This is a genomic window from Desulfobulbus propionicus DSM 2032 (assembly GCF_000186885.1).
GTDB lineage: Bacteria > Desulfobacterota > Desulfobulbia > Desulfobulbales > Desulfobulbaceae > Desulfobulbus > Desulfobulbus propionicus.
Genome location: NC_014972.1, coordinates 3,361,854 through 3,384,560 on the forward strand (window position 1 = coordinate 3,361,854; position 22,707 = coordinate 3,384,560).

Consider the following 22,707-nt stretch of genomic DNA (forward strand, 5'->3'; position numbering starts at 1 on the left):
GTCAAGGACGACGGGGCAGAATGGGATGGGTGCTGCGGATGAAGGCCAGAGCCTGGTCGTGGCTGGTGATCTCGCCGTCAAGCTGCATTTCGATCAGGTGGTTATGGATGGCGCGGAACTGGGGGCCGGGGATATAGCCCATGGTCTTGAGCTCGTCACCGCCGACCAGGGGAACAACCTTGCGCAGGGTGGTCACATAAAGGGACACGGCCTGCTGGATGTAGCGCTTGCGGGCAATGGTCATCAGGTAGAGCAAGCCCTCGATGTCGAGTTCTCCCAGCAGCCAGTAGGTTTCGCTGGGCTTGAGAAAGGGTCGCTTTTGCATCTCCTGGGCGATCCGTTCCGCATCGGTTTTCTGCTGGATCAGCTTCTTGCGCTGCTTGGGCGGAAGATCGAACCGATGGCAGAAGCTGATCAGCTCCTTGGTGCGCGACCGGCTCATGATCGCCAGCAGATAGACCATCCAGGTCTCCACCCGGTCGGGCAGGTAGAGCAGCTTGAACCAGGAAATCGCCTGGTTGGCCTGGGTGAGGGTGTGGAGAAAACGGCGGTCGACCTTGAGGTTCGGGCGCAGGTCCGGCCAGAGAAAGGGAAAGAGCTTGAATTGGGCCATGCGCCGCAAGGCCGGAATCGGGTCATCCTCGGAGAGGATCAGTTTCAGCTCGTGGAAGAAGCGCGGCTCCTCGACCTTCTCGAACAGATTCATCTGCACCGTGTTCTTGATCAGCTTCTCGGCGTGGCGGGTGATGGTGAAATCGAGCCGCCCCTCGAAACGGATGGCGCGGAAGATGCGGGTGGGGTCCTCGACAAAACTCAGATTGTGCAGCACCTGGATGCGCCGTTCCTTGAGGTCGTTCTGGCAGTTGAAATAATCGACCAGGGTGCCGAACCGCTCCGGGTTGAGGTGGATGGCCATGGCATTGATGGTGAAGTCGCGGCGGTAGAGATCGAGCTTGATCGAGCTGTGCTCCACCGTGGGCAGGGCCGCCGGATGCTCGTAATATTCGAGCCGGGCCGTGGCCACATCAACGCGTGACTGGTCGGGAAAGATCACCGTGGCGGTACCGAATTTTTCATGCGGATGGACGACACCGTGACGCTGCTCGGCCAGGGTCTTGGCGAAACGGATGCCGTCGCCCTCGATGACGATGTCGATGTCGGTGTTCCTGACGTGCAGAAGCAGATCGCGAACAAAACCGCCGGCCACATAGGCGTTGCAGCCGAGGACGGCCGCAGTCTCGCCGATTTCACGCAGCAGGACGGTGATCTCCCGGGGCAGAACCTGGGCCATGATGCTGCCCAGATTGCGGGTCCGCTCCACCGATGGGCGCTCGTCCTCGCGGAGCAGTTCGGGTGAGAGATTGGCGGGATCGTTGACCAAGAGCCCCAGCAAATCGGTGCGGGTGATCACCCCGACAATCTGCTCGCCGCGCACCACCGGGATGAGCCGCTGGCGGTTTTCCACGATCAGCCGCTGGATGTCCGCCAGGGTGCCGCTTTCCGGCAGGGTGGCGATCTCGGTGGTCATGTAATCGGCGACAGGCAGGCTGCCCAACTGATGGAAAATAGCCTTTTCCGCCACCATGCGCGAAATCATCCCCAGCAGTCCCGTGGGTTGCGGCCCGTTCTCCTGGCCGTTGTTGGTCCGTACCACTGGCAGTACGGTCACGTTGTAGCGGGTCATCAACCGGTTGGCCTGATCGATGCTGACATCCGGGGTGACGGCGATAACCGGGGCGCTCATCAACTCGCCGGCCACGGCCTTGGGCCGGATGTGGCGGTGGAGTAGACCGACCAACTGCTCCTCGGCCTCGGCAAGGGTCAGATCGCGGATGGTGGCCGAGGCGGCCGCGGCATGGCCACCGCCGCCGAATTCGCGAGCCACGGTGCCGACATTGACCTCGGGGATGCGGCTGCGGGCGATGAGGTAGGTCCGCTCACCCATGCTGATCAGGGCAAAGAGGACGTCGATGTTCTCCATCACCATCAACCGCTGGACGATCACCGCGAAATCGTTGATATAATCGGCCTCGGTCAGGGTGCTGATCACCACGGTCACACCGCGAATGACGTAGGAATGGGCCTCCTGCTGCAACCGGCCGATGAGACCGATCTGTTCGGCCGAAAGTTCGCGCGAGACGAACTGGGTGACCACATCGAGGTTGGCCCCCTGGCTCAGCAGCCAGGCGGCGGCGCTCAGGTCCTCGGGACAGGTGGAGGAATGGAGAAAACTGCCGGTATCCTCGTAGATGCCCAGGGCCATCAGCGTGGCCTCGTCACGGCTGGGGACAATACCCCGCTCCTGAAAGAGGCGGACGAAGAGGGTGGTGGTCGAACCGAGCCGCCGCACCTCCTCCACGCTGCCGCGCAAATCACCGGGACCATCCGGATGATGATCATACAGATGCACGGTCAGGTGCGGATTGGTCAGGCATTCCGCCAAACCGCCGATCCGTTCCGCCTGCCGGGTGTCGACCACGATCAGGCGCTGGACCCGTGACAGGTCGATATGTTTGATTTTTTTGAACTCGTAAATGTTGCGGAATTCCTGAGCCAGGTAATCGCGCACACATTTTTCCTGCGACCCGGGAAACACCAACTCGGCCCGGGGATAGAGCTTCTTGGCGGCGACCATGGCCGCCAAGCTGTCGAAGTCGGCGCCGATATGGGTGGTGATGATGTCCATGGCCGGAATTATACACAACATGCCCGGCCTGTAAAGAAAACGCCTTGGGCCGCAACCGTATTTAGTGGAAAATCAAGAAAATCAGCGAAGCAAACCAGGACCGGCTTTGTCAGAGTACCCGGCAACACCCGTTCAACCCATTGATATTTTGTAAATTGTCTTCCAGCCCCGTGGTTTCCCCCTCTCTGGACGATCAATAAAATTGTGAAGCATCATTTTGTTGTTGCTTGACAATTGGCCCCTGATACTCTATTTTAACTAACTTCCTAAGGATCAGCAGAGCGGGTGTAGCTCAGTTGGCAGAGCACAAGCTTCCCAAGCTTGGGGTCGCGGGTTCGAACCCCGTTGCCCGCTCCATAGCGAAGTTGGCCGAACGTCAGGGATTGGCTGATCCTGACAGGCTCGGCTGCCGGATGGACCGGCATACGTGAAAGTGGGCTCTGCCCGCTTTTTTTATTGCCTTTTCCCGGAAACCGCATACATCAACGAAGGGGAGCTGCAGCGCTTTTCCCCTGAAATATCACCTGTAACGGATCCACAACATTGAACGACACCACGGATCGATTGCTCACAACCATCCAGGGGTTTGCCGAACCTCTTCTGGCCGACATGGGGATGGAATTGGTAGAGGTGCAGTTCCGACGCGAAGGCCATGGATGGGTGCTCCGTTTCTTCATCGACAAGGAAGGGGGCATCACCATCGACGACTGCGCCGACGTGAGTCGCGAGATCAGCGCCTATCTCGAGGTGGAAGACCTCATTGACCACGCCTACCACCTCGAGGTGTCCTCGCCGGGGCTGGAACGCCCGTTGAGAAAGAAAGAGGATTTCCACCGCTTCATCGATCGGTTGATCCGGGTCAAGTTGCGGGAACCCTTGGGAGAGCAGAAGGTGCTGACCGGCACCCTGCTCGGCATGGAGGGCGACACCGTCCTCCTGGCGCTGGACAGTGAAACTGTCCGCATAGATTGGGAAAATATATCAAAGGCACGGTTAACCCTGTAGCGTTTGAAACGAACTGCCTTGGGGCGGGAATCATTACGCAACGGGACCAGAGACAACACAGCGTGCCCGAGCTTGGAGTAGACGATGGTTGGAGCAGAAAATCTTAAACGAATTGTCGATCAGATCTGCAGGGACAAAGGGATTGATCGCGCCTTGCTGATCGATGCGATTGAAGAGGCCGTTCGTTCCGCAGTTCGCAAAAAATATGGTACCCGCAGGGAGATCGAGGTTCAGTTCAACGAGGACTTGGGCGAAGTCGAAGTGTTCCAGTACCGCACGGTGGTCGACGAGGTCTACGACGAGGAGACTGAAATTTCGCTCGAGGAAGCACGCCGTCTCGATCCGGAGATCGAGTTGGACGATGACCTTGGCGAAAAGATGGACAACATCGCCGATCTTGGCCGCATTGCCGCTCAGTCGGCCAAACAGGTGATCATCCACCGCATGCGCGATGCCGAGCGCGATGTTATCTACGAGATGTTCCGCGATCGCGAAGGCACCATTGTCAACGGCATCGTCCAGCGGTTCGAGCGGGGCGACATGATCATCAATCTGGGCCGCACCGATGCCGTCCTGCCCCGGGAAGGTCAGATCCCCAAGCGCTCCTATAAACAGGGCGACAGAATCCGCGCCTATCTCCAGGAGGTCCGCCGTGATACCCGTGAGGGGAAGTTCCGCGATTCGCAGCTGATTCTCAGCCGGACCTGCAACGAATTCCTCATCAAGCTGTTTGAAATGGAGGTGCCGGAAATCGCCGAGGGCATTGTCAAGATCATGGGCGCCAGCCGGGAGCCCGGATTTCGGGCCAAAATCGCGGTTTCCTCCATCGAATCGGACGTCGATCCGGTGGGCGCCTGCGTGGGCCTCAAGGGATCGCGGGTGCAGAACGTGGTGCAGGAACTTCAAGGCGAACGCATTGACATCGTGCCCTGGAGTCCGGATCCGGCACGGTATGTGTGCAACGCCCTGGCCCCGGCCGAGGTATCCATGGTGATCGTCGAGGACGAACGCAAGGCGCTGCTGGTGGTGGTGCCCGACGATCAGCTCTCCCTGGCCATCGGCCGTCAGGGGCAGAATGTTCGTCTGGCTTCCCGCCTGCTGGGCTGGAAGATTGATGTCAAAAGCCAGTCGCGCTACGCCAACATGGACAACACGGAATACCGCAGCCTGCTGGCGGTGGACGGCGTCGACGAAAATCTGGCCGATCGGCTCTTTGCCGCCGGCATCACCTCGGCACCGCTGCTGGCGGCCATGGACATCGAACAACTGATGGCCCTGGCGCGGATCGATCAGGACAAGGCCCAAGGCATGCAAAAGGCGGCGGCCGCGATGCAACCATCGAAGGAAAAAACGGCTCAACCGGCCCCTGATGTCCAGGAGCTGACGGACCAGGAACCGGTAACGCCTCAAGAAGACCAGTCCATCGAGCAAGGCGGATGAACCGGGGGCATGTTCCGCAACGAACCTGCCGCGGCTGCGGCCGAAAAGGGCCTCGCGCCGGCCTCCTGCGGTTCGTGGTGATCGGAGGCAGGCTGGTTGAGGATCAGCAGGGCGGCATGCCCGGTAAAGGCGTATACTGCTGCGATCAAGACGTCTGCCGTGAGCGGTTGGCGAAAAGCAAAAAAGTCCTGAAAGCGGACTGAACCCCTGCGTGGCGGGTTATTGAGGAAGGGAGCGTTTGATGAGCAAGGTTCGTATTTATGATCTCGCGAAGGAAGCAGGACTCAAAAGCAAGGAACTGGCGGATAAGTTGATCGCGATGGGCTATCCCATCGCGAGTCATAGTTCAAGTGTAGACGAAGATATGGCTGCGGATATTCGAAAAAAACTGAAAGGCGAAGCTGTGGGCGGAACAGCGGAAGGGCGCATCGAGCTCAGGAGCCGAGCTGAGCAAGGCGCCGCCAAAACGAAAACCGTTATCCGTCGCCGGTCCAAGGCCGACAAAGAAGAGGCGGCCAAGCGGCAGGAAGAAGCGGAAGCCCTTGCCCTGGAAGCCGAGATCCAGGCGCTCGAGGCCCGCCTGCAGCAGGAGGAACAAGCGGCCAAGGAGAAGCCCCAAGAGGCGCCGGCTGTTGAGGAACCGGTCGAGCCACCCGTGGAAGAGCCGCAGGCAGCCAAGTTCGCGGAGATGAACGTCGAGCAGCCGTCAGAACAGGCACCGCAATCCGAACCTGTCGCCCAGGCGGAAACACCGGACGAGACGTCCGAACCCGCGAAAGTCGAGGCAACGCCCTTTGCCCCCCCGGTGGACGAAGTGGTTCCGCCACAAGTCATCCAGGCGCAGGAGAAGCCGGCCGACGACGAGAGCAGGAAACCCCGGCAGTTGGCCAAGGTAGTTGGCCGGGTCGTGATCCCGGTTCCGGAGAAACGAACCAAACCCGTTGCCGGCAAACGTCCGGTTCGCCCGCCGCGGCCGGTTGCCGGGGATGCGCCGACCGAGATTCCCGTTCCCAAAGAAGACGGACGGGCCGACGTCAAGGGCAAGAAGAAGGGCAAGCGGGTGGTGGCCATTGGCGGCGACGAGGAAGAACTGGGCAGAAAGGGAGCCAAGGCCGGCAAGAAAGGCGGCAAGGCCCGGGTTGAATTCGCCCCGGACGGCGATGTGGAATTCATGCGTCCCCGTAAAGGGAAGAAGAAAAGGGATGGCCGCAAGGAGTTGCCCGAGCAGCCGCTGATCGCCGAAACCAAGGCGATCAAGCGCCGAATCAAGGTAGTGGCCACCATCAGCGTGGGCGACTTGGCCAAACGCATGGGGGTCAAGGCCAGCGAGGTCATCGCCGCCCTGATGCGCCTGGGCGTGCTGGCCACCCTCAACCAGGCCCTGGATGTCGATACCGCGGCCCTGGTAGCCGCGGATTTCGGCTACGAGGTCGAACAGGCCATGACCGAGGAGCTAGAGGTTGAGGCTTTGCAGGAACAGGAAGCCGAAATGGGCGGCGAAGCCCTGCCCCGGCCGCCGGTGGTCACGGTCATGGGCCATGTCGATCACGGCAAGACCTCGATCCTCGATGCCATCCGCAAGACCGATGTGGCCGCGGGCGAGGCGGGCGGCATCACCCAGCACATCGGCGCCTACCATGTGCAGGCGCCTTCCGGGGATCTGACCTTTGTCGATACGCCGGGCCATGCGGCCTTCACCGAGATGCGTTCGCGCGGCGCCAAGGTCACCGACATCGTCGTGCTGGTGGTTGCCGCCGATGACGGGGTCATGGACCAGACCAAGGAAGCCATCGCCCACTCCAAGGCGGCCGAGGTGCCGATCGTGGTCGCGGTCAACAAGATCGATAAGGACAACGCCGATCCCGACCGGGTCAAACGCGAACTGAGCGATTTCGGCCTCATTCCGGAGGAATGGGGCGGCCAGACCATCTACTGCCTGACCAGCGCCAAAAAGGGCGTCGGCATCGAGGAACTGCTCGAATCGATCCAGCTTCAGGCCGAAATCCTTGAACTGCGGGCCGATCCGTCGCGCAAGGCCAAGGGCACGGTCATCGAGGCACAGCTGCACAAGGGACGAGGTCCCGTGGCCACGGTCCTGGTACAGGAAGGGACCCTGCGCCCCGGCGATCATTTTGTCGCCGGCATCTACAGCGGCAAGGTGCGCATGTTGATCAACGAGCGCGGCGAGCAGGTGCAGGAGGCCGGCCCCTCGATTCCGGTGGAGGTGCAGGGCTTGTCCGGCGTGCCGCAGGCGGGTGACGAGTTCATCGTCCTCACCGACGAGAAAATGGCCAAGTCCGTGGCCAACGCCCGCCAACTCAAAGCCAGGGAAACCGAACTGGCCTCGGCGTCCAAGGTATCGCTCGACAACCTGTTCGAGAAGATGGCCGAGCAAGACGTCAAGGAACTGCGGGTCATCCTCCGCGCCGATGTTCAGGGCACGCTCCAGGCCTTTGGCCAGGCGGCGGAAAACCTGTCGACCAAGGCGATCCGGGTGCGTTCCCTCCATGAGGGTACCGGCTCGATCACCGAAAACGACATCCATCTGGCTGCGGCCTCGGATGCGATCATTATCGGCTTCAATGTCCGCCCCACGGTCAAGGTGAAGGAACTGGCCGAACGCGAAGGGGTGGATGTCCGCTCCTACGACGTCATCTACCACGCCCTCGAGGATATCGAGAAGGCCATGGTGGGCATGTTGGAGCCGACCTTCGAGGAACGGGTCATCGGCACCGCCGATGTACGGGAGACTTTCCAGGTACCCAAGGTCGGGACCATTGCCGGCTGTTCGGTCATCGCCGGCAAGATCGAACGCAACGCCCGGGTGCGCGTGCTCCGCGAAGGGGTGGTGATCTACACCGGTCGCATCTCGTCGCTGCGGCGGTTCAAGGATGACGTCAAGGAGGTGCTGACCGGCTTTGAATGCGGTATCGGGGTCGAGCATTTCAACGACATCAAGATCGGCGACAACCTGGAGGCCTTTGTCCTCGATGAAGTCGAGGCCACCCTGTAAGCGGTTGGATCATGTCCATGGATTTCGATTTCAAGCTTCCCGGACTGGGCCGGCCGGAAAGTTCCCGGCCCAAGCGGGTGGCCGAGGCGATCAAGAACGAGTTGACCATCCTGTTGCTGCAGCAGGTGGCCGATCCACGGCTTTCCGGGGTCCTGGTTTCCCGGGTGGTGGTGACACCTGATCTCAAGCAGGCCAAGGTCTATTTCACCGTCCCGGCCGGCAAGGACAGTGGTCCGGCGCTCAAGGGCATGCATCGCGCCAAGGGATTCTTCCGCAGCCACCTGGCCAAGACCCTCAACCTGCGCTATACTCCCGAGCTGCTCTTTTATTACGACAACCTCAACGAAGAGGCGGAACGGATCGACAGCCTGTTCCGCCAGATCGAGGACGAACGAAAGCATGAGCAGTCCTGACCCGTCTATTGTCGCGACTGTCCGCAGCAAGGGACATGTCCTGCTCGCCACCCACTTCAATCCCGACGGCGACGCCCTAGGCTCGCTGCTCGGTCTGGCCGATGTCCTGGAAGGATTGGGCAAGCGGGTGTTGCGTTACCTCGAGGAACCGGTGTCCCACCTCTACCGTTTTCTTCCCGGCTGCGGCCAAATTCAAACCGACATGGCCAAGGTCAAGGAGTTTGCCGCCATGGCCGGTGACGACCTGCTCACCATTTGCCTGGACTGCGGCGAGGAAAAACGGTTGGGCCGCCATCATGGGGAGTTGACCGCCTGCCGGCCCCTGATCGTGATCGATCATCACCAGGGCAACAACGGCTTTGGGGACGGGGCATGGATCGAGCCGCATCGTTCCTCCACCGGCGAGATGATCTTTGACCTGGCCATGGCCCTGGGCGCGGAGGTATCCGCCAGGGCGGCCGAGTGCCTGTATGCGGCCATCAACACCGATACCGGCTCGTTCCGCTACGAATCCACCAGCAGCCACACCTTTGCGGTGGCCAGCGAACTGGTGCGGCGCGGTGTGCGGCCGGAAACCGTCGCCACCAATTTGTACGACAACTACACCCTGGGTCGGTTGCGGTTGATGCAGGAGGTGCTGGCCACCTTGGAGATGCATGAGCGCGATCGCATCGCCATCATCCGAGTGACCCAGAAGATGCTGGAACGCACCTACACCACCATGCTTGACACCGAATATTTCATCAATTTTCCCCGAGCAGTCACTTCGGTGCGGGTCGCGGTGTTTCTCAAGGAAATCGAACCGAACCATGTGTCCGTCAGTCTCCGGGCCAAGGGTCAGTGCGACGTGGCGGTGATTGCCAATCATTTCGGCGGTGGCGGCCACCGCAATGCCAGCGGCTTCCGTGTCAAGGGCCAGAACTTGGATGCGGTGCGCGACGCCCTGCTGCCGCTGCTTTGCCGAGAGATGCAGATCTGATCCATGGGGCGTTCACCTTCGGTTGGTTGTCACGACCTGCCATGGAGCGACGGGGTCTTTTTTGTGGACAAACCCGCAGGCCTCACCTCCTTCGCCATAGTCCGCCGCATTCGCTGGCTGCTCGGCATCAAAAAGGTCGGCCATGCCGGCACCCTTGATCCTTTTGCCACCGGCCTGTTGATTGTTTGTGTGGGCCGCCCCGCCACCCGCTGCATCGATTCGTTCATGGGAGGGCGAAAAACCTATCAGGCCCGGTTACAGTTGGGCGTGGAAACCGAGACCCAGGATCCAGAAGGCGCGATCACCCGTACCGCGCCGGTGCCGGAATGGGATCGACCGAGCCTGGTCGCCTGCCTGCGACAACACGTCGGTCCGCAACTGCAGGCACCGCCTCCCTATTCGGCGGCCAAGCACAAGGGCAAACCCCTCTATGCCTATGCCCGCCAGGGAGTGCGTATCGAGAAGGAAGCGAAGCCGATCGAAATTCTTTCCCTGACCCTTGACCACTACGACGCCCAACTCCATCAGCTCGATCTGACAGTCACCTGCAGCCCAGGTACCTATGTGCGGGTACTGGCGGCCGACATTGGCAGGTCGCTTGGCTGTGGGGCCCATCTGATCGGCCTTCGTCGGACAGCCAGCGGCCCGTTTGTGGTGGGCGATTCCCTGTCCGGGGCAGAGCTGTTTACCGAGGAGGGATTGGCGGTGCTGCAGGCTGCCCGGCGCGGCATCGAGGAGACGGTTGACATCGTTGCCCCCAGGGCTATTTAAGCTTGCCATGGTCAATTGCCGTCGAGTATAGAAGTGAAAGTCGTTCCCCTGCGTCGTCCCTCTGACGCGGGATAAGGGACAATTGAATCCAGACTCCAGAGAGGCTGAGGGATGTGCTTTTCTGGCAGCAGAAGGACTATGTGGAGGTGCGCCATGGCGCAGACAACAGAAAAGAAAAAGGAAATCATCGAAAAATTCAAAACCCATGAGACCGACACCGGTTCCTGCGAGGTGCAAATTGCCCTCTTGACCGAGCGTATTCTCTATCTCACCGAGCATTTCAAGACCCATGCCAAGGATCACCATTCCCGTCGCGGTCTGTTGAAGCTCGTTGGCCAGCGGCGTAACCTGCTCAAGTATCTGCAGAAAAAGGATGTGACCAAGTACCGGACACTGATCCAGCAGTTGGGTATCCGCAAGTAAAAAATCGTTTTCGGGTGGCGGACAGCCTGTCCGCCACCCGCTTTTTCCCACGATGTGGCTGCACTGCGGCAGCGGGAAAGTCATAAAGACACAAAGGACACAGAGAGAATTTTGGCAAAGGGTGGAGATTGTCGCTGCATCCTTTGTGCCTTTGTGACGGAATTGAGCCGCACCGGTCCCATCGCTTCCCCTCAATGCACATTCCGGAATGACCGGAACAGGAGTATTCATGATCCATACAGTTGAAACAGAAATCGGCGGACGAACCATCGCCTTTGAAACGGGCAAGATGGCCAAGCAGGCCAATGGCTCGGTGGTGGTATCCAGCGGCGACACCAAGGTACTGGTCACGGTGGTGGCCGAAAGCGAATCCAAGGACATGGGCTTCCTGCCCCTGACCATCGAATACCAGGAGCGCATGTATGCCGCCGGTCGTATCCCCGGCAGCTATTTCCGGCGGGAGATCGGCCGTCCGAGTGAAAAGGAGGTTTTGACCTGCCGCTTGATCGACCGCCCCCTGCGGCCGCTCTTTCCCGACGGGTATTCCTGCGAGACCCAGCTGATCGCCACCGTCTTTTCGGCCGATCAGGAGTTTGATCCCGACATCCTGGCCATGAACGGCGCCTCCATGGCCCTGATGCTGTCCGACATCCCCTTTGCCGGTCCGGTGGCCGCGGCCCGGGTGGGCTATGTCGACGGCCAATACGTGCTCAATCCGAGCAAGAAGCAGTTGGAGAAATCGCAGATCAACCTGGTGGTGGCCGGTACCCGCTCAGCCGTGGTCATGGTCGAGGGCAAGGCCTCAGAGATGGCCGAAGACACGGTGCTCGAAGCCATCTTCTTCGCCCATGCCGGTATCCAGCCGCTGATCGATCTTCAAATCAATCTCCGCGAGCAGGCCGGCAAGGCCAAACGCGAGGTGGTGGCGCCGACCGTCAATCAGGCCCTCAAGGAGAAGGTCGAGGCCGTCGCCGCCAGTGGCATGGACGAGGTGGTGACCACCGCCGAGAAGATGGCCCGCGCCGCGCGCTATTCCAAGCTGAAAGAAGAGGTCCTGGCCCAGATCGATCCCGAGCTGTACCAGCAGCCCTCGGAGGTCACAGAACTGCTGAGCGGCTACAAGAAACAGGTGATGCGCGATCGCATTGTCGGCAAGGGCATGCGTCTGGACGGTCGCTCCTTTGAGGATGTGCGACCGATCAGCTGCGAAGTCGGCATCCTGCCTCGGGCCCACGGCTCGGCCCTGTTCACCCGTGGCGAAACCCAGGCCCTGGTCATCTGCACCCTGGGCAGCGAACGCGACGAGCAGCACCTGGAGGGTTTGGGAGGCGACGTCTACCGCCGCTTCATGCTCCATTACAACTTCCCGCCCTTCTGCGTCGGCGAAGTCCGTCCGTTGCGTGGTCCAAGCCGTCGGGATATCGGGCACGGGACCCTGGCCCGGCGTGGCATCGAGGCGGTGCTGCCAGCCAACGACAGTTTCCCCTACACCCTGCGGGTGGTCTCCGAGGTGTTGGAGTCCAACGGTTCATCCTCCATGGCCACCGTCTGCGGCGGCAGCCTGGCCCTGATGGACGCCGGCGTGCCGGTCAAGGCGCCGGTTTCCGGTGTGGCCATGGGCTTGATCAAGGAAGGCGACCAGGTGGTGGTGCTGACCGATATTCTCGGCGATGAGGATCATCTGGGCGACATGGACTTCAAGGTGGTCGGCACCCGTCAGGGTATCACCGGCCTGCAGATGGACATCAAGATCGAGGGTGTGGACCGCGGGATCATGAACCAAGCCCTGGCCCAGGCCAAGAAAGGCAGAATCCACATCCTGGAGAAGATGGAGGGAGCCCTCAGCTCGCCGCGTACCGTGGTGTCCGAGCATGCGCCCAAGTATGTGACCCTCAAGATCCACCCGGACAAAATTCGTGACATCATCGGCCCCGGCGGCAAGGTGATCCGCGAGATGACCACCGAATTCGACTCCAAGATCGATGTCGAGGACGACGGCACGGTCAAAATCTTCAGCAACAGCAGCGAATCGGCCAATGCCCTGATCAAGCGCATTCAGCAGATTACCGCCGTGCCCGAGGTCGGCGCGATCTACGAGGGCGAGGTGCGCACCATCAAGGAATTCGGCGCCTTTGTCCAGATCCTGCCCGGGACCGACGGCATGGTCCACATCTCCGAACTGGCCAACGACCGGGTCAAGAAGGTTACCGACGTGGTCAAGGAAGGGGATATCATCAAGGTCAAGGTGATCGATATCGACAACCGCGGCCGTATTCGCCTGAGCCGCAAGGCCGCTCTGGCAGAAGGCGAGGAATAATTCGACCAGGCGTGATGGCCTGATGTGCGAGCCGGTTGCCGTGCAAGCGGCGCCGGCTTTTTTTTTGCAGAGGATGAAAGGTGCAGAGGATGGAACACATACTGCCGGCAACGATCCGCGTTGCCTTTACCTGGCTGCATCCGGAGCGGACGGCAGGGCTGACACTCCCCGCCTATGAAAGCGAATTGGCGGCCGGCATGGATGTGGGAGCCGCGATCGATCAGCCGATGGTGCTGCAACCGGGCGACATCGGCCTGGTGCCCTGCGGCTTTGCCGTGGCCATTCCGCCAGGCTACGAGATCCAGGTCCGTCCGCGCTCGGGATTGGCGGTCAAGCATGGCATCACCGTGGTCAATGCCCCTGGAACCATCGATGCCGACTATCGGGGCGAGGTCAAGGTCGGCCTGATCAACTTGGGCCAACACCCCTACACGGTGCGGCGGGGGGATCGAATCGCCCAGCTGATCCTGGCACCGGTGGCGCGGACCGAGTGGCGGCTGGTAACGGCGCTTGACCAGACAACCCGTGGCTGCGGCGGATTCGGCCATACAGGTGTGCAGGGCACTGATCGTTCTCACTCTGGCCAGGACGACCGGTGAGATTTTCCGTCCTTGGCAGCGGCAGCAAGGGGAACTGCACCTTGGTCGAGGCCGGCACGACCCGGTTGCTGATCGACAACGGCTTCTCCGGCAAGGAACTGATTGCCCGCCTGCACAGCATCGATGTGCGGCCGGAAACCCTCACTGCCATCGTGGTCACCCACGAGCATGACGACCATGTCAAGGGGATCGGCGTGGTATCCCGCCGGTTCAACCTGCCGGTCTACGCCAATGCCGCCACGCACCGCGCCGCGGAACAACGTGTCGGCCAGGTGCGCGAACGGCATGAATTCGGCACCGGCGAATCCTTCACGATCAATGACCTCCATATCCACCCCTTTGCCGTGTCCCACGACACCGCCGATCCGGTGGGCTTTGTGGTCAGCGACGGGCGGAGCGCCCTCGGCTATTGCACCGACACTGGAACCATCACACGGCTGATCCGCCATCACCTGCGCAACTGCCGGGCCCTGGTCCTTGAAGCCAACCATGACCTGCAGATGCTCCAACAGGGCCCCTATCCCTTTCCCCTCAAACAGCGGGTCCTGTCCATACAGGGACATCTGGCCAACAACGATTCGCTGGAGTTTGCCGGCTGCTTGATCAATGAACGGTTGCGCGCCCTGGTCCTTGCCCACCTCAGCGAAATCAATAACGACCCGAATCTGGTGCGTGCCGAGGCACGTCGCCGCCTGCCCACCGGGGAAGGGGTTCAGGTGTTCGTGGCCGAGCAGTGGCGGGCCGGCCCCGTGCTGGAGATCGAACCATAAGCGCTGTCGGTCGCTGTTCCGCCTTTGCCGCCCCATAACCGGAGGTTGCCTTCTTGCTGTTTAAAAACCGCAACAGTCTTGCCAGTCGGCTCACCTTTCAGGTCATTGTCCTCAGTTCCCTGGTGACCGTGTTGTCCACCGCCCTCCAGCTGTACCTCGACTACCGCCAGGACGTTCGCAGCATCTATCTTTTTTTCGACTCGATCAAGGAAACCAGCCTGCGCCCCCTGGAGGAGAGCGTCTGGATTCTTGATGATCTGCAGGTCAATCTCCAGCTCGAGGGCCTGATCAAGCGTCAGGATATCGTATATGCGGCGGTGGAGATGGACCAACGGATCACCTGGTCCAAGGGCATGCCGGTGCGCCAGGACAACATCACCCAATCCTTTCCCCTTGTCCATCCGGTACGCAACGGCTTTGAAGAGATCGGCACGCTCCACGTGATGGCCTCGCTGGAAGCAATTTATCATCGGCTGCTGCGCCGGATCACTATCTTGCTGGCCAGTAACGCGGTCAAAACCTTTCTCGTGGCAGGATTCATCCTTCTGTTGTTCAAGAAAAACATCACCGACCATCTGGAACGGATGGCCGACCATGTCCAGCAGATCGACATCCAGCAGCAGGAGCCGCAGCCGCTGCGGCTCAACCGCACCAATCCTCGCACCTCAGATGAACTGGACCTGGTCAGCGAGGCCCTCAACGGGTTGTGCCAGGGTGGCTATCAGGCCTATCGGGACCTCCGTATTCAGGAACAGCGCCTTCGCCTGCTGTTCGATGCCACCGAGGAAGCGATTTTCGGGGTCGATCCCCAGGGGCGGTGTACCTTTATCAACCGGGTGGCCAACGACATTCTTTCCAGTACCAAGGGGCAATCGCTGTTGGGACGGGATCTTCTGGCCATGCTGGCCAGCCACGATCAACCCCCGTCCTCCAGTCTGCTGGGCAGGCAGGTGCAAACAACCATCGAAGAACGCCGGGTGCTGTTCACCGATGAACTGCCGCTGGTTCTTTCCGACGGCTTGATCATGCTGATATCGCTCCGTTCCTATCCGGTGGTCGAGCAGCAACGGTGCACCGGCGCGGTGGTCTTTTTTGCCGACATCAGCCGGCAGCAGAAGCTGGAACAGGAAAAACAACTATTTACCCGAATCATTCGCCAGGCCCCGGCCCTGATCCTGGTGGTCAATGCCGACGGGGTCATTGAATACGTCAATTCCATCTTTGAGCAGATCTTCGGTTTTGAGGCGCAGACCCTGGCAGGCACCCTGGCCCAGGACAGCTTCAAATCACTGGACATAACACCGCAGATGGGACGGGTGCGCAACAAGATCGCCAATGGCGAGACCTGGGTCGGAACCTTCACCGGCAAGACCATGGATGGGCGGAAGATCGTTCTTGACGCCACGGTCTTTCCCATTTTCGACCGCCGCGGACAGCTGACCAACATCGTGGCCATGGGCCGCGACATCACCCGAGAGCAGCAGCTCACCGAGCAGTTGCACCACATCCAGAAAATGGAGGCCATCGGCAAACTTGCCGCTTCCATTGCCCATGAATTCGGCAATCCGCTGCTGGGAATCCGCTTTGCCCTGCGCGATGTGCAGCAACGGGCCCAACTGGAACAAGACGATGCCCATCTCCTCCAGTTGGCGGAAAGCGAATGCGATCGCATGCGCAAATTGATCCGTGATTTGCAGCAATTCAACCGCCCCTCCAGCGGGCGGAAAGTCGAATTTGATCCCCATCGGATTCTCGAGGAGATCATGGCTCTGCACCACAATCTCCTGACCAAGAAAAAAATCACCGTGATACGGGACTACGAACCGCGGCCCATCCGGCTGCATGCAGTGGAAGATCAGATGCGTCAAGTGTTGATCAATCTGATCCTCAATGCCACCGACGCCATGGAAACGGCGGGCGGCACCCTGACCCTGCGGACGCGGCTGGCCGGTGGAGAGGTGGTGATTTGCGTCGAGGACAGCGGAGGCGGCATTGCCGAAGAGCATTTGCAGCGGATTTTCGAACCCTTTTTCACCACCAAGGCGGCGGTGGAGGGCACTGGACTGGGCCTGGCGGTTTCCTACGGCATTGTCCGCGGCCACGGCGGCGACATAACGGTTCAGTCCCGGCCGGGGCAAACGGTGTTCACCGTCACCCTGCCCGCCAGGGCAATGCCGGCGGCCACGGGTGTGGCCCCACTGGTCGGGGCGACTTCAGCCGCGCGGGTGGAAACGTCGATGCGTTGACTTGAGCCGGTCGGCATCGACATGGGTATAGATTTGGGTGGTGGCAATGTCGCTGTGGCCGAGCATCATCTGTACCGAACGGAGGTCAGCGCCACCGGCCACTAGATGGGTGGCAAAGGAGTGGCGCAGCACGTGCGGGCTGATCGCCTTGCGGATGCCGGCAATCAGGGCGATCTCGCGGACGATCTGCCAGAAGCGGTGACGGGTCATGGCTTCCCCCCGGTTGGAGCAGAAGAGCAGCGGGCTGCCCTTCCCCTTCAGCAGCAACGGCCGGACCCGTTCGATATAGTCGCGGAGAATTGTTCCGGCTACGGCTGAAAAGGGGACGATACGCTCCTTGTTGCCCTTGCCGAGGATGCGCAGATGACCGGTGTGCAGGTTACAGCCGTTCACCGGCAGGTTGACCAGTTCAGAGACACGCAGCCCGGAAGCGTAGAGCAAATGGAGCATGGCATGGTTGCGTATCGCCAGGGGGGTCGGGGGCGAGGGGGGGCGGAGCAGGGCGTCAACCTCGGCAATGGTCAGCACCTTGGGCAGGCTGCGGCCGATTTTCGGCGCATCGATTTCGGCGAGGGGATTGCCGGCAAGCACTCCCCGGTCCTGAAGAAAACGAAAAAAGGCACGCAGGGCGGCCAAGCGGCGGGCATTGGAACGGGCACCGATCCGCCGCTGGTGGCAGTACTGAAAAAACTGCTGCACATGCTCCTTGTCAATCCTCTCGATCAGGATGGCGTCGGCGTCGGAGAAAAAACGGAAAAAAAATTCAAGATCGGCCTGATACGCGGCCACGGTGTTCCTGGCAAGCCGTCGCTGCAGGGTCAGGTGCTGCAGGAACAGCTGCAGGTGCTGGTTGTAGTCATTGGCTGGCGTGGGGGTGAGCGGCAGCAAGGGCAGCGTGCAAATAAACGCCCCGCAGGGTGAACCGGCGGGGCGAGCAGATCAAACCCGACTTCTCATCCGGTTGAACTTGCGAAGTTTACGCAGGGCTTCCGCTGCTTTGCGGCGTTTTTTAACGCTGGGTTTTTCGTAGTATTCACGCCGTTTCAGCTCTCGTTTGATACCGTCGATCTGCAGTTTCTTCTTCAGCTGCCTGATCGCGTATTCAAGGTCACCTCTGACATCTACTTCGATCATAATTGCATCACTTCCTTTGGTGGTTGGCCGGAGCCATTAATAAGAGTGGGATTAAAAACGGGTTAAGATAGCCGCTTCGCCGCTCCTTGTCAAATCAAACGATTGAATCTCAGCCATTTTCACCATGCGGGCGGCCCCGGCTGACCACGAAAAACCGCCACCTGCGTGCATGCCGGGCGTATGGCCCGCTGCCCATCCCTGCCCGGCCTTTTGATTGTTTTTCTCTGCCATGATGGTACCATAGGGTCCACTGTTTTCTCAGGGCAGGGAACCCTATGCACTCAAGGAGGTTGACCATGGCGAAGATTCGATTGGCACTGATTGCCGGCGGAACATCAGATGAACGGGAGGTGTCGCTGCGCGGCGCAGCCGGAGTGGAACAGGCGCTCGATCCCGACAAATACGAAGTGGTGCGCTACGACCCGGCGACCGATCTGGCCAAGATCGCGGCCGACGCCGCGCACATTGATGTGGCCTTTCTGCTCCTGCATGGCGTGCATGGCGAGGATGGGACCATCCAGGGGTTTCTCGATCTGCTCGGCATTCCCTATCAGGGGGCCGGGGTGCTCGGCAGCGCCCTGGCCATGGACAAGCATCTGGCCAAGACCATGTACAAGCTCCATGGTCTGCCGGTGGCGCCGTGGGTGATGGTGGAAGCGGGCGATCTCGCCGACACCCGTCGGATCGTCACCGAGGTGGGACTGCCCTGCGTGGTCAAGCCGGTGCGCCAGGGTTCGTCCATCGGCATGTCGATCGTGCGCGAGAAGGAACAGCTGCCAGCGGCCCTCCGTCTGGCCCTGCGCCACGACAACGAGGTCATGGTCGAGGCCTACATCAAGGGTCGGGAACTGACCGCCGGAGTGCTGGGCAACGCCGAGCTGACCGCCCTGCCGCTGATCGAGATCATCCCCGACGCCCGCTACGAGTTTTTCGATTACGAGGCCAAGTATCAGCCCGGCGCGAGCAAGGAGATTTGTCCGGCTCCGGTGAGCGACGAGGTGCGGCAAAAAGCCCAGGCCTATGCCATGGAGGCCCACCGCAGTCTGCAACTACGCGGCTACAGCCGCACCGACATGATCCTTGCCGGTGACGAATTGTATCTTTTGGAAACCAATACCATTCCGGGCATGACTCCCACGAGCCTGCTGCCCCAGGCAGCCGCCGAGGCGGGTATTCCCTTCGCCGCCCTGCTCGACCGGCTGGTTGCTCTGGCCTTGGAAAAACCGGCCCGCCTGGCGGGTTGACAGCAACAGCCGCCCCGGAAAGCCTCCAGGGCGGCCAGCGTTTAGAAGCGGGTGTTGAAGTAGGGTTCCAGCACCGAAGGCAGGCGGACCGTGCCGTCGGCCTGCTGGTAGTTCTCGAGAATGGCCAGCAGGGTGCGGCCCACCGCCAGGCCCGAGCCATTGAGGGTGTGGACCAGGCGACTCTTTTTTTCGCCCTTGGCCCGGTAGCGGATGCCCGCCCGCCGCGCCTGGAAATCAAGGAAGTTGGAGCAGGAAGAAATTTCGCGGTAACAGTTCTGCCCCGGCAGCCAAACCTCGATGTCGTAGGTCTTGGCCGCGGAGAAGCCCAGGTCGCCGGTACAAAGGGTGATCACCCGGTAGGGCAGCTCCAGCAGTTGCAGCGCCGCCTCGGCATCGGCCAGCAAGCTTTCCAACTCCTCCCAGGAGGTTTCCGGGGCGGTGAATTTGACCAGCTCGACCTTTTCGAACTGGTGCTGGCGGATGAGTCCCCGGGTGTCCTTGCCGTAGGAACCGGCCTCGGAGCGAAAACAGGGGGTGTAGGCGGTGTACTTCAGCGGCAGCTCCGCGCCGTCGATGGTTTCGCCGGCGTGAATGTTGGTCACCGGGACCTCGGCGGTGGGAATCAACCACAGATCCCAACCTTCGAGTTTGAACAGGTCTTCCTTGAACTTGGGCAGCTGGCCGGTGCCGGTCATGGCTTTGGAATTGACCATGAACGGCGGCAGCACCTCGGTATAGCCGTGGCGTTGGGTATGGAGATCAAGGAAGAAATTGACCAGGGCCCGCGACAGACGGGAGCCGAAGCCCTTGAGCAGGGAAAAGCGGGCTCCGGCAAGGCGGGAAGCGGTGTCAAAGTCGAGGATGCCGAGTTGCTCGCCAATCTCCCAATGCGGCCGCGGCGGAAAGGCAAACGTGGGAATCTCGCCCCACCGTTTGATCTCGATGTTGTCCTGTTCGTCCCGTCCCTGAGGCACCGAATCGTCGCACAGGTTGGGGATGGACATGACAATATCCTGCAATTCCTCCTCAATTCCGGCAAGGACGACATCCAGTTCCTTGATTCGATCGGACACCGCCCGCATCTCGACAATCAGCGGTTCCGCCTCGTCATTGCGGCCCGACTGCTTGAAACCGGCAATGGTTTTAGAAACCGTGTTGCGCTGATTTTTCAGCCCCTCGACCTCGGCCAAGGTGGCTAATCTTCGCCTGTCGGTTTCGGCAAAGCGGTCGATGAGTTGGGGGTCAACTCCGCGCAGGAGGCTTTTCGATCGGACCAGGTCCAGGTTTTCCCTGACAAAACGTAATTCAAGCATGACGATGCACGTGGGAGAGTGGAAGGGGTTGGAGTGAAAGTCATTCAAAATCCGGCGGATACTCGCCGGTTCCCCCGCTTTTATCACGGCCTCCGGGGAAACGCAACGGGTATTCAATTGCTTTTATCCGTCTGTTTTGCTACTTTTTTCCTGTTTTTTTCCCAGCTCCCAACAATCCAGCTTGCTTCTCCCGATCCCATGGCCGAGCCGCTCAAATCGTTTGCCCTCTTTCTGCTTGAACTCCGCAGTTCATTGAAAATACTTGGAATATCTATCGCGGCCGTCACTTTGCCAGCCTTTTTCCTTGCCGGACGCCTGCTCGCTGTCTTTCAGGAGCATCTCGGGGAGAAGCTCTATTTTTTTTCCGTGGCCGGCCCTTTCCTGGCCCATGTCAAACTGGGCTTTTTTGCCGCCCTCTATGTCCTCATGCCGCTGTGCATGCATGTCCTGTGGAAGGCGGCCGGCAAACCGTTCGGCGTCACCGGCACGAAACTCCTATGGTTCGTCATCGCCACCTGTATCCTTTTTTACAGCGGCACTGTTTTCTGTTATATGGTGACCCTGCCCTTTGGCATTCAGTTTTTGCTCAGCTTTCAGTCGCAGGACCTGCAGGCGGTCATTTCCATCAGCCGTTTCGTCAACTTCGTGACCCTGTTCATCCTGGGATTTGGCCTGGTATTTGAACTGCCGGTGTTCATGATCTTCAGCGCCCAGGTGGGAGCGATTTCCCGAGCCGCCTTTGCCCGCAACCGTCGTTATGCGGTGCTGGTGATCGCCATCCTCGCGGCCCTGCTCACGCCCACGCCGGATCTGGTCAACATGGGCTTGATGGGGCTGCCGCTCTATCTGCTGTATGAATCGGGGATCTTGCTGATCGGCTGGCTTGGGCTGGACAAGGGCGGTACCGGCGCAAGCGGGGCTCGTCCGCCCGCCCTGCCTCAATGAATGCGGACTCCACGAACGGCCCCGGAGGCATGCGAGGTACCCATGAGCGCGAGGGCAGGCAAGTTCAATGGTTCAGGCAGGTAAAGCGGTTCATTGCATCGAGGTTCCATGGCAATACGTAACAAAGAGGACGACAAGCGGCACGACAGACGGATACTGTGGATTCTAGGCGCGGTGGTGGTATTTTTTTCCCTGCTGTGGATACTGTTCGCTCCAGGACGCGGTTTTTTCCATTACCGCAAGCTGCAACAGGAAATCGTCACCCTGACCCAGGAAAATGCCCGACTCGAGGCCAAGAACATAGAACTTTCCGAGGATATCAAGCGGTTGCAATCAGACGACACCTACCTGGAAGAGGTGGCGCGCAAAAAGCACGGTCTGCTGAAAAAAAATGAAACGGTTTATGAGTTCGAGACGCCGAAAAAAAAGCAATGACCATGTCGGTGCCCGGCGGCCGCGCCGATCCGAGCGAGATCACGCGCCAGCCACAGGGAGGGGATGTGCCCTCTGAAGAAACCGCAACCGACCGTCACGGCACGCCCGACCGCGCCGCCCTCCTGGCCTTGGGAGAGGGGGTGCGCACCTTGCTGCGGCTGCATCAGCAGATGGGCATCAGCCATTACCCGCTGACACCCGGCTTGGGGACGTTTGTCCGCGCCAAACAGGCGCGGCCCAACGAGCAGAAAAAGCGCATGCGGCCACCAGCGCCGACCGCAGCCCCGGTGGGCAAGAAAACGGCACCCGCCGCCACGGCGACGGCAGGCCAACCGCCGCCAACAGAAAGCGACCGACTCTCGGTGTTGCGGCGTGACATCGAAGTCTGCCGCCTCTGCCCGCTCGCCGCTGACCGGTGGGGCGTAGTGTTTGCCGCCGGCACCGCCCCTGCCCGCCTGCTGGTTATCGGCGGCCATTCGCGGCAAGAGGGGGAATATTCTCCGACCATCCTCTTTGGCGGCCAGGAGGATGTGATGTTGTGGAACATGATGCGCGCGATCGGCCTGGGTAGCGGCGATATCGTTGTGACCAATGCCATCAAATGCTGCCCCAAAGCCGACCTGCCGCCGGAGAGTCTCCACGCCTGCACCGTTCACCTGCGCCGGGAAATAGCCCTGGTGCAGCCACGGGTCATCCTGGCCATGGGCGAGGAGGCGGCGCACGCCGTGCTCGGGACCGGCGAGCCGATCTCCCGCCTGCGCGGCCGGTTCCACGCTGCCCGCCAGGACGACGCCAATGGCGTTCCCATCCCGGTCATGGTCACTTTCCATCCCCGCTTTCTCCTCGCGCAGCCGGCGATGAAACAAGCCGCCTGGCAGGATCTGCAGATGATCCAGCGGCGTCTGTCCACAGACGTCCAGGAGGAGGGCACCGGCCGCACATAGCACCGAGGCAGGGGGCGGCTTGGCGTGCAT

General features: G+C 60.6%; 21 protein-coding genes and 1 tRNA gene. 17 read left to right on the forward strand and 5 right to left on the reverse strand.

Features of this window, described 5'->3' with window-relative positions; translation table 11 throughout:
• Position 1: 1 nt before the first annotated feature.
• Positions 2–2,707 (reverse strand): CBS domain-containing protein, encoded by a 2,706-nt coding sequence (locus tag DESPR_RS14595; RefSeq protein WP_015725569.1) that lies wholly within the window; start codon positions 2,705–2,707, stop codon positions 2–4.
• 260 nt (positions 2,708–2,967) lie between these two features.
• Here DESPR_RS14595 and DESPR_RS14600 point away from each other — a divergent pair.
• The 13 genes from DESPR_RS14600 to DESPR_RS17520 all read left to right on the forward strand — a co-directional run bounded on the left by DESPR_RS14600 (position 2,968) and on the right by DESPR_RS17520 (position 16,662).
• Positions 2,968–3,043: transfer RNA gene (locus DESPR_RS14600), tRNA-Gly, on the forward strand.
• 186 nt (positions 3,044–3,229) lie between these two features.
• Complete coding sequence (locus DESPR_RS14605) at positions 3,230–3,691, forward strand: ribosome maturation factor RimP (RefSeq protein WP_015725570.1); 462 nt, start codon at positions 3,230–3,232, stop codon at positions 3,689–3,691.
• Between the two features lie 84 nt (positions 3,692–3,775).
• Positions 3,776–5,131: a transcription termination factor NusA gene (gene nusA / locus DESPR_RS14610; RefSeq protein WP_015725571.1), complete on the forward strand. Its 1,356-nt coding sequence runs from the start codon at positions 3,776–3,778 to the stop codon at positions 5,129–5,131.
• Positions 5,128–5,334: a YlxR family protein gene (locus tag DESPR_RS19340; protein WP_015725572.1), complete on the forward strand. Its 207-nt coding sequence runs from the start codon at positions 5,128–5,130 to the stop codon at positions 5,332–5,334. The genes nusA and DESPR_RS19340 overlap by 4 nt, the downstream gene beginning before the upstream one ends.
• 38 nt (positions 5,335–5,372) lie before the next feature.
• Positions 5,373–8,144 carry a translation initiation factor IF-2 gene (gene infB / locus DESPR_RS14620; protein ID WP_015725573.1) on the forward strand — a complete coding sequence of 924 codons (2,772 nt, stop codon included), beginning with the start codon at positions 5,373–5,375 and terminating at the stop codon, positions 8,142–8,144.
• 17 nt (positions 8,145–8,161) lie between these two features.
• The gene (rbfA, locus tag DESPR_RS14625) at positions 8,162–8,557 is read left to right on the forward strand and encodes a 30S ribosome-binding factor RbfA (protein ID WP_015725574.1); all 396 of its coding nucleotides are present in this window, start codon (positions 8,162–8,164) and stop codon (positions 8,555–8,557) included.
• A complete protein-coding gene (locus tag DESPR_RS14630) occupies positions 8,544–9,536 on the forward strand; it encodes a DHH family phosphoesterase (RefSeq protein ID WP_015725575.1) in 993 nt (330 codons plus the stop codon). The genes rbfA and DESPR_RS14630 overlap by 14 nt, the downstream gene beginning before the upstream one ends.
• Before the next feature lie 3 nt (positions 9,537–9,539).
• Entirely contained in the window at positions 9,540–10,307 is a 768-nt protein-coding gene (gene truB / locus DESPR_RS14635) for a tRNA pseudouridine(55) synthase TruB (protein WP_015725576.1), read from the forward strand.
• A 153-nt stretch (positions 10,308–10,460) separates the two neighbouring features.
• Positions 10,461–10,730: a 30S ribosomal protein S15 gene (gene rpsO, locus DESPR_RS14640; protein ID WP_015725577.1), complete on the forward strand. Its 270-nt coding sequence runs from the start codon at positions 10,461–10,463 to the stop codon at positions 10,728–10,730.
• Positions 10,731–10,959: 229 nt separating this feature from the next.
• Complete coding sequence (pnp, locus tag DESPR_RS14645) at positions 10,960–13,047, forward strand: polyribonucleotide nucleotidyltransferase (protein ID WP_015725578.1); 2,088 nt, start codon at positions 10,960–10,962, stop codon at positions 13,045–13,047.
• Between the two features lie 89 nt (positions 13,048–13,136).
• The gene (gene dut / locus DESPR_RS14650; RefSeq protein WP_015725579.1) at positions 13,137–13,646 is read left to right on the forward strand and encodes a dUTP diphosphatase; all 510 of its coding nucleotides are present in this window, start codon (positions 13,137–13,139) and stop codon (positions 13,644–13,646) included.
• Positions 13,643–14,416: an MBL fold metallo-hydrolase gene (locus DESPR_RS14655; RefSeq protein ID WP_015725580.1), complete on the forward strand. Its 774-nt coding sequence runs from the start codon at positions 13,643–13,645 to the stop codon at positions 14,414–14,416. The genes dut and DESPR_RS14655 overlap by 4 nt, the downstream gene beginning before the upstream one ends.
• 53 nt (positions 14,417–14,469) lie before the next feature.
• Positions 14,470–16,662, forward strand: a complete 2,193-nt coding sequence (locus DESPR_RS17520) for a PAS domain S-box protein (RefSeq protein ID WP_015725581.1) — start codon at positions 14,470–14,472, stop codon at positions 16,660–16,662.
• Here DESPR_RS17520 and xerD read toward each other — a convergent pair.
• From xerD to DESPR_RS14675, 3 genes are read right to left on the reverse strand one after another with little or no spacing between them, the layout of a single operon-like run.
• Positions 16,630–17,550, reverse strand: coding sequence for a site-specific tyrosine recombinase XerD (gene xerD, locus DESPR_RS14665; RefSeq protein WP_015725582.1), 921 nt, complete (start codon positions 17,548–17,550; stop codon positions 16,630–16,632). The two genes, DESPR_RS17520 and xerD, sit on opposite strands and share 33 nt — an antisense overlap.
• 51 nt (positions 17,551–17,601) lie before the next feature.
• The gene (rpsU, locus tag DESPR_RS14670; protein ID WP_343215914.1) at positions 17,602–17,793 is read right to left on the reverse strand and encodes a 30S ribosomal protein S21; all 192 of its coding nucleotides are present in this window, start codon (positions 17,791–17,793) and stop codon (positions 17,602–17,604) included.
• 54 nt (positions 17,794–17,847) lie between these two features.
• Complete coding sequence (locus tag DESPR_RS14675) at positions 17,848–18,027, reverse strand: hypothetical protein (RefSeq protein ID WP_043770173.1); 180 nt, start codon at positions 18,025–18,027, stop codon at positions 17,848–17,850.
• Positions 18,028–18,092: 65 nt separating this feature from the next.
• Here DESPR_RS14675 and DESPR_RS14680 point away from each other — a divergent pair, with 65 nt between their 5' ends.
• Positions 18,093–19,040, forward strand: a complete 948-nt coding sequence (locus DESPR_RS14680) for a D-alanine--D-alanine ligase family protein (protein WP_015725584.1) — start codon at positions 18,093–18,095, stop codon at positions 19,038–19,040.
• Positions 19,041–19,081: 41 nt separating this feature from the next.
• Here DESPR_RS14680 and serS read toward each other — a convergent pair whose 3' ends face one another.
• Positions 19,082–20,353, reverse strand: coding sequence for a serine--tRNA ligase (serS, locus tag DESPR_RS14685; protein ID WP_015725585.1), 1,272 nt, complete (start codon positions 20,351–20,353; stop codon positions 19,082–19,084).
• Positions 20,354–20,551: 198 nt separating this feature from the next.
• On the opposite strand from serS, the gene tatC reads away from it, so the two are divergent.
• The 3 genes from tatC (at position 20,552) to DESPR_RS17525 (ending at position 22,677) form a co-directional block, all read left to right on the forward strand.
• On the forward strand, positions 20,552–21,298 hold the full coding sequence (gene tatC, locus DESPR_RS14690) for a twin-arginine translocase subunit TatC (protein ID WP_015725586.1): 747 nt from the start codon (positions 20,552–20,554) through the stop codon (positions 21,296–21,298).
• 108 nt (positions 21,299–21,406) lie between these two features.
• A complete protein-coding gene (locus DESPR_RS14695) occupies positions 21,407–21,733 on the forward strand; it encodes an FtsB family cell division protein (protein ID WP_015725587.1) in 327 nt (108 codons plus the stop codon).
• A gap of 2 nt (positions 21,734–21,735) precedes the next feature.
• The gene (locus tag DESPR_RS17525) at positions 21,736–22,677 is read left to right on the forward strand and encodes a uracil-DNA glycosylase (protein ID WP_052302131.1); all 942 of its coding nucleotides are present in this window, start codon (positions 21,736–21,738) and stop codon (positions 22,675–22,677) included.
• The last annotated feature ends 30 nt before the right edge of the window (positions 22,678–22,707 follow it).

Bases quoted from the DNA above. Each gene is read 5' to 3' on its own strand.
- DESPR_RS14595 (WP_015725569.1), bottom strand. From the start codon at position 2,707: ATGTTGTGTATAATTCCGGCCATGGACATCATCACCACCCATATCGGC.
- nusA (WP_015725571.1), top strand. From the start codon at position 3,776: ATGGTTGGAGCAGAAAATCTTAAACGAATTGTCGATCAGATCTGCAGG.
- DESPR_RS19340 (WP_015725572.1), top strand. From the start codon at position 5,128: ATGAACCGGGGGCATGTTCCGCAACGAACCTGCCGCGGCTGCGGCCGA.
- infB (WP_015725573.1), top strand. From the start codon at position 5,373: ATGAGCAAGGTTCGTATTTATGATCTCGCGAAGGAAGCAGGACTCAAA.
- rbfA (WP_015725574.1), top strand. From the start codon at position 8,162: ATGGATTTCGATTTCAAGCTTCCCGGACTGGGCCGGCCGGAAAGTTCC.
- DESPR_RS14630 (WP_015725575.1), top strand. From the start codon at position 8,544: ATGAGCAGTCCTGACCCGTCTATTGTCGCGACTGTCCGCAGCAAGGGA.
- truB (WP_015725576.1), top strand. From the start codon at position 9,540: ATGGGGCGTTCACCTTCGGTTGGTTGTCACGACCTGCCATGGAGCGAC.
- rpsO (WP_015725577.1), top strand. From the start codon at position 10,461: ATGGCGCAGACAACAGAAAAGAAAAAGGAAATCATCGAAAAATTCAAA.
- pnp (WP_015725578.1), top strand. From the start codon at position 10,960: ATGATCCATACAGTTGAAACAGAAATCGGCGGACGAACCATCGCCTTT.
- dut (WP_015725579.1), top strand. From the start codon at position 13,137: ATGGAACACATACTGCCGGCAACGATCCGCGTTGCCTTTACCTGGCTG.
- DESPR_RS14675 (WP_043770173.1), bottom strand. From the start codon at position 18,027: ATGGCAGAGAAAAACAATCAAAAGGCCGGGCAGGGATGGGCAGCGGGC.
- DESPR_RS14680 (WP_015725584.1), top strand. From the start codon at position 18,093: ATGGCGAAGATTCGATTGGCACTGATTGCCGGCGGAACATCAGATGAA.
- serS (WP_015725585.1), bottom strand. From the start codon at position 20,353: ATGCTTGAATTACGTTTTGTCAGGGAAAACCTGGACCTGGTCCGATCG.
- tatC (WP_015725586.1), top strand. From the start codon at position 20,552: ATGGCCGAGCCGCTCAAATCGTTTGCCCTCTTTCTGCTTGAACTCCGC.
- DESPR_RS14695 (WP_015725587.1), top strand. From the start codon at position 21,407: ATGGCAATACGTAACAAAGAGGACGACAAGCGGCACGACAGACGGATA.
- DESPR_RS17525 (WP_052302131.1), top strand. From the start codon at position 21,736: ATGTCGGTGCCCGGCGGCCGCGCCGATCCGAGCGAGATCACGCGCCAG.